Origin of the sequence: Mycobacterium sp. (assembly GCF_047975165.1) — a bacterium.
Lineage (GTDB): Bacteria > Actinomycetota > Actinomycetes > Mycobacteriales > Mycobacteriaceae > Mycobacterium.
In genome coordinates this window covers 1-14,013 of the sequence record NZ_JBKECZ010000087.1, presented here as the reverse complement: position 1 = coordinate 14,013, position 14,013 = coordinate 1, and the positions used below count along the sequence as shown (strand labels likewise).

11 protein-coding genes, 1 pseudogene and 1 riboswitch are annotated in these 14,013 nt (G+C 68.7%); of the genes and pseudogenes, 7 read left to right on the top strand and 5 right to left on the bottom strand.

All coding sequences use genetic code 11. The features are described from left to right. The first annotated feature begins 27 nt into the window (after window positions 1–27). Genes ACK5M9_RS08600 through ACK5M9_RS08590 form a run of 3 tightly spaced genes read left to right on the top strand, consistent with a single transcriptional unit; the run spans window position 28 to window position 2,578 of the window. A complete protein-coding gene (locus ACK5M9_RS08600; RefSeq protein WP_416892751.1) occupies window positions 28–885 on the top strand; it encodes an LLM class F420-dependent oxidoreductase in 858 nt (285 codons plus the stop codon). Window positions 886–935: 50 nt separating this feature from the next. After that, window positions 936–1,331, top strand: coding sequence for a Zn-ribbon domain-containing OB-fold protein (locus ACK5M9_RS08595; protein WP_416892750.1), 396 nt, complete (start codon window positions 936–938; stop codon window positions 1,329–1,331). Between the two features lie 35 nt (window positions 1,332–1,366). Further along, window positions 1,367–2,578, top strand: a complete 1,212-nt coding sequence (locus ACK5M9_RS08590; RefSeq protein ID WP_416892749.1) for a thiolase family protein — start codon at window positions 1,367–1,369, stop codon at window positions 2,576–2,578. A gap of 90 nt (window positions 2,579–2,668) precedes the next feature. Here the strand turns inward: ACK5M9_RS08590 and ACK5M9_RS08585 are convergent, their stop codons facing one another. The 4 genes from ACK5M9_RS08585 to ACK5M9_RS08570 form a co-directional block, all read right to left on the bottom strand. Beyond that, window positions 2,669–3,121 carry a PaaI family thioesterase gene (locus ACK5M9_RS08585; RefSeq protein WP_416892748.1) on the bottom strand — a complete coding sequence of 151 codons (453 nt, stop codon included), beginning with the start codon at window positions 3,119–3,121 and terminating at the stop codon, window positions 2,669–2,671. Between the two features lie 80 nt (window positions 3,122–3,201). After that, window positions 3,202–4,293, bottom strand: coding sequence for a diguanylate cyclase domain-containing protein (locus ACK5M9_RS08580; protein WP_416892747.1), 1,092 nt, complete (start codon window positions 4,291–4,293; stop codon window positions 3,202–3,204). Between the two features lie 82 nt (window positions 4,294–4,375). Beyond that, entirely contained in the window at window positions 4,376–5,845 is a 1,470-nt protein-coding gene (locus tag ACK5M9_RS08575; RefSeq protein ID WP_416892746.1) for an amidase, read from the bottom strand. Window positions 5,846–6,098: 253 nt separating this feature from the next. Continuing rightward, window positions 6,099–7,112: a glycoside hydrolase family 6 protein gene (locus tag ACK5M9_RS08570; protein ID WP_416892745.1), complete on the bottom strand. Its 1,014-nt coding sequence runs from the start codon at window positions 7,110–7,112 to the stop codon at window positions 6,099–6,101. A gap of 268 nt (window positions 7,113–7,380) precedes the next feature. Between ACK5M9_RS08570 and ACK5M9_RS08565 the strand changes: the two genes are divergently transcribed. The 3 genes from ACK5M9_RS08565 (at window position 7,381) to ACK5M9_RS08555 (ending at window position 9,186) form a co-directional block, all read left to right on the top strand. Next, window positions 7,381–8,409 (top strand): fused (3R)-hydroxyacyl-ACP dehydratase subunits HadA/HadB, encoded by a 1,029-nt coding sequence (locus ACK5M9_RS08565; protein ID WP_416892744.1) that lies wholly within the window; start codon window positions 7,381–7,383, stop codon window positions 8,407–8,409. Window positions 8,410–8,647: 238 nt separating this feature from the next. Continuing rightward, window positions 8,648–8,866, top strand: a complete 219-nt coding sequence (locus ACK5M9_RS08560; protein WP_416892743.1) for a type II toxin-antitoxin system CcdA family antitoxin — start codon at window positions 8,648–8,650, stop codon at window positions 8,864–8,866. Next, window positions 8,854–9,186, top strand: a complete 333-nt coding sequence (locus tag ACK5M9_RS08555; RefSeq protein WP_416892742.1) for a type II toxin-antitoxin system PemK/MazF family toxin — start codon at window positions 8,854–8,856, stop codon at window positions 9,184–9,186. The genes ACK5M9_RS08560 and ACK5M9_RS08555 overlap by 13 nt, the downstream gene beginning before the upstream one ends. Before the next feature lie 40 nt (window positions 9,187–9,226). On the opposite strand, the gene ACK5M9_RS08550 is transcribed toward ACK5M9_RS08555, so the two are convergent. Continuing rightward, on the bottom strand, window positions 9,227–10,969 hold the full coding sequence (locus ACK5M9_RS08550) for a PPE domain-containing protein (protein WP_416892741.1): 1,743 nt from the start codon (window positions 10,967–10,969) through the stop codon (window positions 9,227–9,229). Between the two features lie 221 nt (window positions 10,970–11,190). Continuing rightward, a riboswitch (cobalamin riboswitch) is annotated at window positions 11,191–11,397 on the bottom strand. Between the two features lie 195 nt (window positions 11,398–11,592). Between ACK5M9_RS08550 and ACK5M9_RS08545 the strand changes: the two are divergent. Continuing rightward, a pseudogene (locus ACK5M9_RS08545) lies at window positions 11,593–13,919 on the top strand (arylsulfatase). Window positions 13,920–14,013 lie beyond the last annotated feature (94 nt).

Below are 14,013 nucleotides of genomic sequence, written 5' to 3'. Positions count from 1 at the left end.
CCGGACGGCGCCGTGGTTGAATGCCTGATGCGCATCGGAGTCGTGTTCCCGCAGACCGAGCTGGGCGCAGACCGCGGGGCCATCCGCGCCTACGGGCAGCGGGTCGAAGAACTCGGGTACACCCACATCCTGGCCTACGACCATGTCCTGGGTGCGGACACGACCGTCCACCGAAACTGGCAGGGCCCCTACACCATCGAGTCGACCTTCCACGAGCCGTTCGTCATGTTCGGCTTCCTGGCCGCGATCACCTCGCTGGAACTGGTGACCGGCGTGATCATCCTGCCGCAGCGGCAAACGGTGCTGGTGGCCAAGCAGGCCGCCGAAGTGGATCTGCTCACCGGCGGCCGGTTTCGCCTCGGTATCGGGCTGGGCTGGAACACCGTCGAATACGAGGCGCTCGGCGAACGGTTCACCAACCGGGGCAGACGCTCCGAAGAGCAGGTCGAGGTGCTGCGCAAGCTGTGGACCCAGCCGTCGGTCACGTTCGCCGGCACCCATCACACGGTGACCGCGGCCGGTCTGGCCCCGCTGCCCATCCAGCGGCCGATACCGGTGTGGATGGGCGCCAACTCCGAGCGCGCCTACGAACGTGCCGGCCGCCTCGCCGACGGCTGGTTTCCGATGATGGGGCCCGGCCCCGGGTTCGAGCGCGCCCGCGAACAGGTGGCGCGCGCTGCTGCGGCAGCCGGCCGCAACGCCGGCGACCTCGGGCTCGAAGGCCGGGTCAGCTGGTCCGGTGATCGCGACGAAACCGCTGCCGCGATCGACGCCTGGCGGGCCGCCGGGGCCACCCACGTGTCGGTGAACACCATGCGGGCCGGCCTGGGCTCGGTCGATGCCCATCTCGCCGCGCTCCAACAGGTGGCCGCCGACCTCGGGTGAGGAATACGGCGTCCGGGGGCGAGAACAATTCGGAGAGAACGGAGGTTGCCATGGCCCGCCGGATTCCCCTGGTCGACTACCTGAGGCTCGACGACGGCGACCCGCACCTCGTCGCTCGGGAGTGCACCCGCTGCGGCGCCCGGTTCTTCGACCGCCGCAATGCCTGCGCCGGTTGTTTCGGCACGGAATTCAGACCCGTCCGGATCGCCGCCGAGGGGACGGTCCGGGCCTTCACGATCGTCGCTTTCGCCGCACCGGGGATCCCGGTCCCATTCGTTGCCTCGGTGGTCGACTGCGCAGGAACCCAGGTCCGCGCCAACGTGATCAACGTCGAACCCGACCCCGAACACGTTCGCGACGGCATGAAGGTTCGATTGGCCACCTACTGCGTCGGCACCGATTCCCAAGGCACCCAGGCCGTCGGCTTCGGGTTCGAACCCGTATAGACCACCGGCAACCGACCGACGAAGGAGCAGCTGCGATGGGCGCCCACGACGACATCTGGATCCTCGGGATCACCATGACCAAGTTCGGCAAGCACCCCGACCTGGACACCGTGGATCTGGCCGCCCAGGCTGCCACCGGCGCGCTGGCCGACGCCGGGCTGACCATGGCCGACGTCGGGGTTCTCGCCGCCGGCAACCTGATGGCGGCCAACGCCGGTATCGGCCAGCAGCTGCAGAAGCAGATCGGTCAGACTGGCATCCCGGTATACAACGTGGCCAACGCCTGCGCCACCGGCGCCACCGCGCTGCGAACCGCCATCATGGCCGTCAAAGCCGGCGAGGCCGCCTACGGCATGGCCGTCGGCGTGGAGAAGCTCTCCGGCGCCGGGCTTCTCGGGGCCGGCGGGAGGAAGAAACGCGACGCCGACGTCTGGGAGCCGGCGGGCCGCTACGGGGCCGTCGCACCCGTCGACGGGCGGATCGGCACCGAAGCCATGCCCGGGGTGTTCGCACAGATCGGCACCGAGTACGGCCACAAATACGGCGGCACCAGCTTCGAACTGTTCGCGAAGATCAGCGAGAAGAACCACGCGCACTCGACACTGAACCCGCTGGCCGCCTACCAGAAGAGGTTCACCCTCGACCAGATCATGAACGACGTCATGATCGCCTACCCCAACACCCGGCCGATGTGCTCAGCCAACTGCGACGGCGCCGCGGCCGCGGTGGTGTGCAACGGCGAAACGCTGAAGTCGCTGTCGCGCCAGCAGCGCCGCCGGGCGGTCAAGGTCTCGGCTTCGGTGCTCACCACCGACCCGTACGAAGAAGGCTGTCAGGTCCTGCCCAACGTCAACACCCTTACCCGCAACGCCGCCGCCGCCGCATACCAGCAGGCCGGCGTCGGCCCCGCCGATCTCGATCTGGTCGAACTGCACGACTGCTTCGCCACCGCCGAACTGGTGCACTACGACAACCTGATGCTGTGCGACGAAGGCGGCGCTGCCGATTTCTTCGACTCCGGCGCCACCTGGCGTGACGGCTCCACGCCGGTCAACGTCTCCGGCGGCCTGCAGTCCAAGGGGCACCCGATCGCGGCCACCGGCATCGCCAACATCTGGGAGGTCTGCCACCACCTGCGCGGCGAGGCCGGCGACCGTCAGATCGAGAACGCCAAGGTCGGGCTGGCGCACGTGATCGGACTCGGGTCGGCCTGCGGTGTGCACATCCTGGAGAAGTCGGCGCAGTAGATTCGCCCCGCGTCCCCGCGTCCCCGCGCCCCCAGCACCCGCGCCGGGCATCCCGCACCCGGCGCTCGACGCGCGTCGCCTGCCGCTTCGTCAGCGACTATGGGCGCGCAGCTGATACAGCCCGCGGGTGGTGGCGACGACCTTGCCGGCGGCGTCGGTGACGACCGCCTCCAGTACGTAGTCGGCCTTGCCCTTCTCCGTGGCTTCAGCATCGACGCGGGCCATCGTCTCCTCGTCCATCGTCGCCTCGGCCCGCAGATCGGAGGTGGCCATGCCGACGAATGCGATGTCGACGTTCTTCACCAGCGGAAAGTATTTGGTCACGTCGAAGGTGGACAGCGCGATGATGCCGCCGAGGACTTCGGCGACGGTGAACGAAACACCGGCGTACACCACACCGAAATGGTTGCCGTTGCCCTCCAGCGGGACGCTCGCCGCGGCGAAACCCCGGCGGGCCTCCAGCACCTTGACCCCCATGCGGGCAGCGACCGGAATGGTGGATTCCATCGCCGCATTCATCCGGTCGACGACCTGGTCAGTCATAGCTCCGATCGTCGCACACGCATGCGATCGCGCCGGCACTCGGTCGCATGGGGCGGCCCCTGTCGGCGCGGGCAGTACGGTCAACACCGCCTGTCGGCGTAGAACTGGTTGCCACCCAGGCGTTTCGCCCGGTACATCGCGGAGTCCGAGGCGGTGACCAGCTTCTCCAGCATCTCCTGGTGCTCGCCCGGGGGCACGCTGTGCAGGACGGTGCACGCGGCGCCGACACTGGCCGTGACCTCCGCATTCGACTCTGCGATGGCACGGCACAACCCGGCCGCCAGGGATTCGGCTTCGCAGGCCCGGAAGGTGCCGGCCGCCAGGAATTCCTCACCACCGCTGCGTGCCGTCACGGTGTGGTCGTCGACCGCGGTCTGGAGCGCGTGGGCGACCTGCACCAGGGCTTTGTCTCCCGCAGCGTGCCCGCGTTCGTCATTGAGACTCTTGAAGTCATCCAGATCAATCGTCAGCACAATCAGATGAGCATCCTCACCCTTGCGGGCAAGGATCATCCCCAGGGCCTTGTGCAGGAATGCCCGTCGGTTCAACAGGCCGGTCAGCGGGTCACGGTCGGCCCGCAACAAGTCGCCGGCCAATGCCCGGACCAGGATTCCGATGGCCAACGGCAGGGCGATGTTCACTTCGACCACCAGCCAAAAATCCACCGCAGCCAGGGAGGGGTGCCCCGAGACGGCCAACCGCGCCGCCTCGTATGTCACGACCACGGCGGCCAACGCGAAGTTGTACAGCACGAAGTCCGTCCGGTGGAAGAACGCGATGTAGGCGCCGAACGTGGCAAAGGCGATACACCCGATCAGCGCGGCCAGCGGATTGGGATGGGCCAGGCATGCCAAGGCGACCGCAATACTGCATCCCGCCGCGAACGCAATCGACTGCGCGCGACTGGGCCAGCGCCATATCCACAGCAGGCACCCCGCCGTCCCTAGGCCGATCGCGGTCCAGGTCATGGCGACCGGTACCGGTCCGCGGGGTCCGTCCCAACCGGACAGCAGCGCGATCAGACACAGCACCAGCGAAGCCGAGATCGTCGCAATCAGAGCGCGAGTGGCGCCGCTGACGCCGCGGGCCGCGATGTAACCCGACAACCAATCGAATTGATCGCCCTGCCGCCACAGTTTGCGCACGCTGGTCAGTGCCGGCCTCTGCAACACTATGACCAAATTCCCCTATCGCGATCCCCCGAAACGCGTGAACGCACCCGTCACGGCTGCATCGCTCACGTCGTTCTATCGTTCACGTCGGTGCCAACCGCCCCGCCCACGGGATCGATTCTTCGAGCTGGGCAGCCAGCTTGATCAACAGCGACTCACCACCCAGCGGTGCGACGAACTGGACACCGAGCGGCAGTGAGTCCGCGGTCCAGTGTAAAGGCAACGAGATTGCCGGCCGGCCGGTCAGATTGGCCAGCTGGGTGTAGGGCACCCAGCCGAGGTTCTTGTCCACCATGTCGTCGACGATCCGGGTGTGCCGAAGCAGACGGGCGGTGCCGGTCTTGATCAGCGCGTCCGATGCCCGTTGCAGGCTCCTGGGTAGATCGAACTGGTGAATCGTCGGCGGCGGGGTCGCCAGCGCCGGAGTCAGCAACAGGTCATAGGACTCGAAGAAGGTGCTCAGCCGGCGCGTGTGCTGATGCCGACGTTCCACGGCGTCGACGTAATCCACACCTCGAGTGGCGCGACCGAGTGCGGCCATGATCAGCGTGTCGCGTTCGAACGCGTCGTCACCGGCGCCCGTCAGTCGTTTGGCCGTGTCAACGTTCCAGGCAACCGTGACGAACCAGGTGAGCAGGAAGTCCCTGGCGAGTGCCGCGTCATCGTAGGGAGCCTCGGGCAGTTCCTCGACCCGATGGCCGCGATCGGTCAGCGTCGCGATCGTCGCCTCGACGGCGGCGAACGCTTCGGCGTGGGGTTTCGGCGTGATCGCCGAGGGCACCCGCACCCCGATCCGCAGGGTTCCCGGATCCGCTCCTACACAGGACGCATACGACGCGGCGGGCATCTCGGGCAGGAAGGGGCCGGAGGCCTCACCGCCGCAGATGACGTCGAGCATCGCCGCCGTGTCGCGCACGGTGCGGGAGACGACCCCCTGCACGGCGGCTCCGTGCATGGGCTCCGCCGCCGCCGGTCCGTTTGGCACCAGTCCGCGGCCGGGCTTGAGGCCGACCAGACCGCAGCACGCGGCCGGGATACGGATCGAGCCGCCGCCGTCGTTGGCGCCGGCACAGGGAACGATGCCGGCCGCTACCGCGGCCGCCGATCCGCCGGAGGATCCTCCCGGTGTGTGGTCCAGGTTCCAGGGGTTGCGGGCCGGGCCCCAGGCGTCGGATTCAGTGATCCCCTTCGCTCCGAATTCCGGAGTGTTGGTCTTGCCGAAGATGACCAGGCCGGCGTCGATCCAGCGTCGCACGATGGTCGCATGCTCAGGGACGGGCGTTTTCATCAGCGACCGGGAGCCCTGCGAGGTGGGCAGCCCGGCGTAGTCCTGCATGAGATCCTTGATCAGGAAAGGCACTCCGGAGAAGGGGCCGTCGGGCAGATTCTCAGGTGTGGCGGGGATGTCGCGCACGATGGCGTTGATCCGCGGGTTCACCGCGGCCGCGCGCTCCCGGGCCAACGCGAGCAATTCCGCTGCCGTCACCTGCTTTTCGGCGACCAACTTCGCCAGGCCGCAGGCGTCATAGGTCCGATACTCGCCGACGTCCATGCACAGACTGTACGGCTCAGTCACCGAAAGTGACACCAATGTCGCAGCCGACAGCCCACCCGCCGAGCGTTACCCCACAGTCACCGCGGCCGCCGAAAGTGACACCACCGTCACAGCCGACAGCCCACCCGCCGAGCGTTACCCCACAGTCACCGCGACCACCGAAAGTGACACCACCGTCACGGTCGCAGTCACGGTCGCGGTACGGCGGGAGAGGTGGGCGCCAAGCGCCGTCGCGGCCTGGCAGCAGCCCCTACTGGCCGGCGTTCTGGGCCAGGTCGATGGCGTACTGGCTGACGAAGCGGCCGGCCGACGGTCCGCCGTTACAGGAGCCGTCGGATTCGCCGGGGCGTTTGATCCACAGGTAGGCGTCGGCGTGGGCGCCGGCGGTGTCGGTGGTGGGCGGGGTCCCGAGGGCCCGGCCGCCGGGGTTGCACCAGCTCAGCGCCGAGTCTGGCGCGGGTCCCACGCCGTTGCGCGAGGTGTCGATGACGTAGTGCGCACCGTTGGTCATGCCCGATACCGCCTCGCCGTAGCCGGTCTCCTCCTCGGTGGTGAAGAAGTTGGAGACGTTGAGGCTGAAGCCGCGGGCATTGCCGACACCGGCCTGGTTGAGCCGGTTGGCGATCTCCTCGGCGCTGAGCCAGCGGGAGTGGCCGGCGTCGACGTAGACCGCCGCGGCCGGATCGCGGGTCAGCGTGTCCACCGCGTAGTGGATCAGGTCGAAGCGTTCCTGTCGCTGGTCGCCGGACAGGCAGTCGGCCATGTCGAGTGCGTCCGGTTCGACGATGATCGCCGCAGGGAAGCCGCCGAGCCCGGCCGAAATGCTGTCGATCCACGCGCGGTAGGCGGCACCCGAGCCGAAGCCGCCCGCGGCGTAACTACCGCAGTCGCGATGCGGGATGCCGTACAGCGCGAAAATCGGCACGGCGCCGGCGGCCTGTGCCGCGCCCGCGTAGCTGGCCACCCGGCCGCCGACCGAGCCGGCCGGAAACGCCTGGTCCAGCCAGAACGCCGTCGGCGTGTTGGCGATAACCGTCAGCTGTGCGCTGGGCGGGTTGGCGCTGTGCGCGGCGTTCATGGCCAGCGATATCGGGTCGACGTAGAAGGGCTGGCCGGCCAGCGGGTTCGACGCGTCGACCAGACGCATCTCCGGGGCGGAAGAAACGACGTCGGGCCCGACTGACAGACCCGTGCCGACGAGGGCGGCCACCGCCGCGGCGGGGGCAAACGACCGTGCGACTGCGCGCAATACTGAGGAGATCACCCCAGCAAAATAATGCCGAATCGTTATAAACACCAATTCCGATGGCCGCAACCGGCCGCCCGACCCCTCTTCCCGCGAGCGTAACGCCAGTGCCATTTTCGGAGGCCGCGACGACAGTGGCGTTACGCTCGCGGCGCGGGTCCGGGGTTGACGGCCCGGCCACGCCGACAGACGGACGCCCCGCGGCGGCCCGCCGTGCGGTGTCCACACGTTAGTGTGCTCTGGTCGGCCTCAGCGACAAGCCGATAGAAAAGTCGGGCATAAATTCATGACTGCACCAGAAGCGTCGACGCTCGAATCGCGGGTCGGCCACCACTACCAGATGGAACGCACCTACCTGGTCGGCCGCGAGAAGGTGCGCGAATACGCCCGCGCGGTCCAGGACTACCACCCCGCGCACTGGGACGTCGACGCCGCCGCCGAGCTGGGATATTCCGGCCTGGTGGCGCCGCTGACGTTCACCTCGGTCCCGGGCATGGCCTGCAACCGCAGGATGTTCGAGTCGGTGGTGATCGGTTACGACACCTACGTCCAGACCGAGGAAGTCTTCGAACAGCACCGCCCGATCGTCTCCGGTGACGAGCTGATCATCGACGTCGAGCTGACCTCGGTTCGCCACGTCGCCGGCCGGGACCTGATCACCGTGACCAACACCTTCACCGATCGGGCCGGCGAGCGGGTGCACACTTTGCACACCACCGTCGTCGGCGTCATGGCCTCCGAGGTGAACCCGGCGACCAAGGCCGCCGTTCAGGCCGCCATGATGCACGACTTCAACGTCCTGGAGATCGGCGAATCCGACGCCGACTACCAAAAAACCGTCCGGCCCGACGGCCCCATTCACATCGCCGAGGGAGGCAGCACCCGAACGCCGGGGACCCCGCCGTTCGACGAGCTGCAGGTCGGCGACGCGCTACCGGTGCATCATTGCCGCCTGTCGCGCGGGGACCTGGTGAATTATGCCGGCGTCGCCGGTGACGCCAACCCGATTCACTGGGACGAGGACCTGGCCAAGCTGGCCGGACTTCCCGACGTGATCGCCCACGGCATGCTCACCCTTGGCCTGGGTGCCGGGTTCGTCTCCACCTGGTCGCACGACCCCGGTGCGGTCACCCGCTACGCGGTGCGGCTGTCCGCCCCGGTCATCGTGTCGGCTACCGAGGGGGCCGACATCGAGTTCAGCGGCCGGATCAAATCGCTGGACCCGGCCACCCGCACCGGTGTCGTGCTGGTCGGCGCGAAGTCCGCTGGCAAGAAGATCTTCGGCCTGGCGACCATGGACATGCGATTCCCCTGATCTCGACACTGGACGCCCCCGGCCGGCTCCCGTCAACCCGGCTCCCGGAACCCGCGGGCTGACTCCCTCGGTCCCAGTGCCTCCGATCCCCCGGCCCCCAGCCCCGGGCCCCGTGCCCCGGGCCCCGATCCCCCCGGGCCCCGCGTCCCCCAATTCCCCGGTCCTCAGCCCCGGCCTCCAGCCTCCAGCCCTCCGATTCCGTCCGCAAATTCTACGGATAACTCATAGGATAATTGTCATGACTACCCGGACCAAGATCTCCGCCACGCTCACACCGGAGCGTCTGCGAGAGGCTCAGCAGGTGACCGGGACGTCGAACATCTCGCAGCTTCTCGATGAAGCGCTCTCGGCTCTCATCGAACGCGAACTCGAGAAGCAGTGGCTCGAGGCCAACCCCGACGAGGGACTTCCCGGAGCCGTCCCGGTCGACCTCACCGCGGTGCCGTGGGAGGAGTAGTCGGCCCGGTGGTCAACCGCGGCGAGGTGTGGTGGGCCGACGTACCCGGCGACAAGGTTCGCCCCGTCCTCGTCCTGACGCGGCAGCGCTTCACGTCGCGCCTGACGTCACTGCTGGTCGCTCCGGTGACGCCAACAATTCGGAGCATTCCCACCGAAGTCGGCTTGGACGCGAGCGATGGTTTGCCGCGCCCGTGCGCGGCCAACTTCGACAACCTGTTCACCCTGCACCGTTCACGGTTCGCGAAGCGAATCAGCCGGCTGGGTGACGAACGGCTTCCCGAGGTGTGCCGGGCATACCGGTTCGCCGCCGGCTGCTGAGCACATGACCGCCCGTTCCCCAGGGCACACGTAACACCGCCTACGCCAGATCCGTCCGCGAATCCCTGTCGGCCACGTTCTCAGACGGGCCCGCTGCCGAGCCGGCCTCCCAGGTGCTCGGCATCATCGGCACCCGGGGTGCGGCTTCGGCGTTCGCCGTGATCAACCCCGCCGCCGTTGCCGCGGCTGTTCTGTTGGTGACACCGGCAAACCCCAGGGTTCCGGCTCGGCGGCCCGCGCCGGTCACGGCGGCCGCAGGCCCATCCCCGGCGCCCCCCGCAGCCAGCCCCTCATCGAGATCGGCGTACTCGTAACCGCGGGCGGCGCGCGTGACTTTCGCCCTCCGACGCCGCGGTTGATCGGCCGGCTCCTGGGGGGCCGACGCTATCGCGGGCTCCTCGTCGCTGTCGGGTTCGGGTGCCTTCTTGCGAGCACCGGCGGCGGCCGCCCGTTTGGCAACCGAGCCCAGGTCGCCCACCAGGTAGCCGAAGGCATCCATCGGCGCACCCACACCCGCACCGGTCACCGTGGGCGGCGAGGCGGTCGGCGGCGGCGACGGTGGCGCCCCGGGCGCGGGCGCCGCGGTGACCGACTCCACCGGAGCCGGCGATGGGCTCGGCGTTGCGGGCGCAGCTACCGGGGCCAGCGTCGCAGGGGCCGGCACCGCCGGAGCGGCAGGCACCGGCGGTGGTACGGCCAGCAACGTCGCCAGACCCTTGGCGCCGAGGGGCACCAGCACGGCACCGGCGGCCAACGGCGCCAGCGGCGCGGCCAGCAACGGAACCACGGCCAGGGTTATCGCCAGCGTGCTCTCCAGCGTCGTCTTCAGCAACGCGATGGTGTCGGTGATGATCGTGCCGATCGCTTCGACGGTGACGAACATGATGGTCAGCCCGATGGTCCCCGGGTTGCCCGACGCGAACGCTAGGGCGAGATCCGCTCCGATGAAGGCGAAGGTCTGCGACAGCAGGGTGATGTAGGTGGCCAGGTCCATCGGGTAGCCGACGGCGAATCCGATGTTGAGCGGGCTGAAGTAGGTGAGCGGATTGCCGAGGGTGAGCAGGTAGGGGTCGATGTCGGCAAACATCGTTTGCAGGAAAGGGATGTTGGCGAACCACTCGACGATCGGTTGGATGACGTTGTTGTAGAACGCGGTGTACAGCTGCCACAGCCACTGCATGAACTCGTCGAACCGGTCTTGGATTGACGGCTGGGCCGCAGCGGTACCCACCGGCGCGGAGTCGGCCTTGACGATGACCGGCGCCGGGCCCATCCGGGGCGCGACGGCGACGGCCGCGGCCGAGACCGCCTGGTAGGTGCTCATCACGATGGCGGCCTGGATCCACATCCGCACGTAGTCGGCTTCGTTGAGCGCGATCGGGATGGTGTTGACGCCGAAGAAGTTCGTCGCCGTCAGCGCTGCGTGAACGGCATGGTTGGCGGCCAGCTCCGCCAGGGTGGGCATCGCGGCCAGGGCGGCGGTGTAGGCGGCGGCGGCGGCTTCCTGTTCGGCGGCCATGGCCGCACTGTCCGCACCGGCCTGCACCAGCCAAGCAAGATACGGCACGTGGGCCGCGGCGTAGGCCGCCGCGCTCGGACCCTCCCAGGCTTCGGCCAAAACGCCGTCCACCAGCGCCGACACCTCCTCGGCGGCCTCGGCATAAGTGGCGCTGAGCGAACTCCACTGGGCCGCCGACGCCAGGAGCGGGGCCGGTCCCGGGCCGCTGCTCAGCAGCGCCGAGTGCACCTCGGGCGGCGACGCCAGCCACACCGGGGCGGTCATCGACACCCGCCGGCGGCGCGAGGCGATTCGATGCAGCCAGCGCCCACAGGGTTCGCGGCAACTGCTCGACCCGGCATCAGGCGCCCTTCGATCCGACGGTATGCCCGCCGGCCCGATGTGGGGTCTAGCCGCTGGAGCCGATCCGCGGCGCCGTAGAGAGGCACCCGATTTCCAGCAATGGCCATCCGCCCAATCCACGAGGCGACGCGCACCGGGTACCCGTTGTACCCGGTACAGCCGGCAGGTCTTCGGACTCACAGGCACGCACCGACGCCGGTGCACCTACTGGCCGTCGCTTCCCGGCCCGGAAGGGCCAGTGCTTGCTACGTCAAAGACGGCTGTCGTTCCTGCATACCGCTGCGGGACAGTCCCGGATTCCCACCGGGTTCCCTCTCGCGGCAAACCTGACCGAGCGTTTGCCACTTGATGCCGATAGCGCACGGGACGCCACCGGCAAACCAGCTGCGCGCTCGATGATACTGCGCGTGCGTGCACCGGCACAGCCATTGGAGAAGAGTCACAGTGCGAGGTTGGGGGTACGCCCACGGGGGTAGCGGCGCGCGCTGAGTCCGCCGCGGCGGACAGTTCTGACGAGAGCCCATATCGGGTGCTGTACTCGACGCATGGACCCCTCGCGCGCGTCGCTACCGATCACCCGTCCCGTCCACACTCCGGCGGCTCCGGCCGACATCCGCGACGCGGGCCCCGCCCCGAGCCTCGACGTGGTGCGCCCCCCGAAGGGCGCGCCGAACGTGCTGATCGTGCTGATCGACGATATGGGTTTCGGTGCGTCGTCACCCTTCGGCGGTCCGTGCCGGATGCCCGCGACGCAGCGGCTCGCCGACAACGGCCTGCGGTTCAGCCGGTTCACACCACCGCGATGTGTTCCCCGACGCGGGCGGCGCTGCTTTCCGGGCGCAATCACCATTGCGTCGGCATGGGAATACTGACCGAACTCGCCACCAGCTGGCCCGGCTATACCTCGATGCGCCCACCCAGCGCCGCCCCGATCGCCGAGTTGCTCCGGCTCAACGGCTACAACACCGCCGCCTTCGGCAAATGGCACCAGACGCCGGTGTGGGAAACCGGCCCCACCGGCCCGTTCGACCGGTGGCCGACCGGCGAGGGTTTCGAGCACTTCTTCGGCTTCCTCGGCGGCGAGACCGATCAGTACCACCCGACGGTGTTCGCGGGCACGATACCGGCGACCACGCCCGACGACCCGGACTACCACTTCTCGGTCGACATCACCGACCGCACCATCGCCTATGTCCGCGAGCAGGACACGATGGCACCGGACAAGCCGTTCTTCGCCTACCTGTCGTTCGGCGCCACGCACGCGCCGCACCAGGTGTCCGACTCCTACATCGACGCCTACCACGGCCAGTTCGACGACGGCTGGGACGCCTGCCGGGAACGCACCCTGGAACGCCAGCGGGGGCTGGGCATCGTGCCGCCGGACTGTGAACTGTCCGCCCGGCCGGCAGAAATCCCCGCCTGGGACGCACTGTCCGACGACCATCACCGCCTGCACGCCCGGATGATGGAGGCCTACGCGGGCTTCGCCACCCACACCGACGAGCAGATCGGCCGGGTGGTCGACGCGCTGGAGGAGATGGGCGTACTCGACGACACCCTGATCTTCCTGATGCTCGGCGACAACGGGGCCAGCGCAGAGGCGGGGCCGGACGGCACCCTCAACGAGTTCGCCCAGTACAACAACGTGCCGGAAACGATTCCGCAGATGCTGGAGCGGTTCGATGAGATCGGTGGGCCGACGCTGTTCAACCATTACACGGTCGGGTGGGCGCACGCGATGAACACCCCGTACCAGTGGACCAAGCAGGTCGCTTCGCACTGGGGCGGCACCCGCAACGGCATGGTCGTGCACTGGCCCGCCGGGTTCGCGGTCCGCGGCGAGGTGCGCACGCAATTCACCCACTGCATCGACATCGTGCCGACCATCCTGGCCGCCGCCGGGCTACCGGAGCCGGTGATCGTCAATGGAGTTGCCCAAAAGCCCATGGATGGAACGTCTTTCACGAAAACCTTCGACGACGCCGGGGCGCCGGAGCACCGCACCACCCAGTACTTCGAGCTGTTCGGGAACCGTGCCATCTACCACGAGGGCTGGTCGGCCTGCACCATCCACTCGGTGCCGTGGGATCTCACAGGTGAGCTGGCGCCGCTAGCCGACGACGATTGGGAGCTGTATGCGCCCGACGACCACAGCCAGGCGAACGACATAGCCGCCCAACGGCCCCGTGAGCTGGCCCGGCTGCAGGAACTGTTCCTCACGGAGGCTGCAAAGAATTCGGTGTTCCCGATCGACGACCGCAAGACCGCGCGCCTGGATCCGGTGGCGGCAGGGCGGCCGGACCTGATGGGCAAGCGCACGTCGCTGACGCTGTACCCCGGCGCGACCCATTTGGGGGAGTCGACGGTGCCCAACGTCAAGAACCGCACGCACACGGTGTCCGCGGAGATCACCGTCGGCGCAGACGCCCCCAACGGGGCGGTGGTCGCCCAGGGCGGCCGATTCGGCGGCTGGACGATCTACCTCAACGACGGTGTTCCGGGATACTGCCACAACTGGGTCGACCACGAGTACTACTACGTCCGGGGCACCGAGCCGCTGGCTCCCGGACCCCACACGCTGCGCTACGAATTCGACTACGACGGCGGCGGCGTCGGAAAGGGCGGCACCGGCCGTCTGCTGGTCGACGGCAACGTCGTCGGCCAGGAGCGCGTCGACAACACCTGCGGCTACCTGTTTGCCACCACCGATGCCCTGGATATCGGCCGCGACACCGGTGTTGCGGTGATCGACCATTACCAGTCCCCCGGCGGGGTGTGCACCGCGACCGTGCACAGCGTGACCATCGACGTCGCGCCGCACGCCGACCGCGACGAGCCGGGGATGGTCCGCGCGGTCATGATGCGCCAGTAGGCGCCGGGCGGTTCGGCACGGTTTGTCGCCGTGGGCGACGGGCGCGGGGCGGGCGCGGGGCGGGGCGTCAGGTGCGGGGCGGCGGGCGACGGGG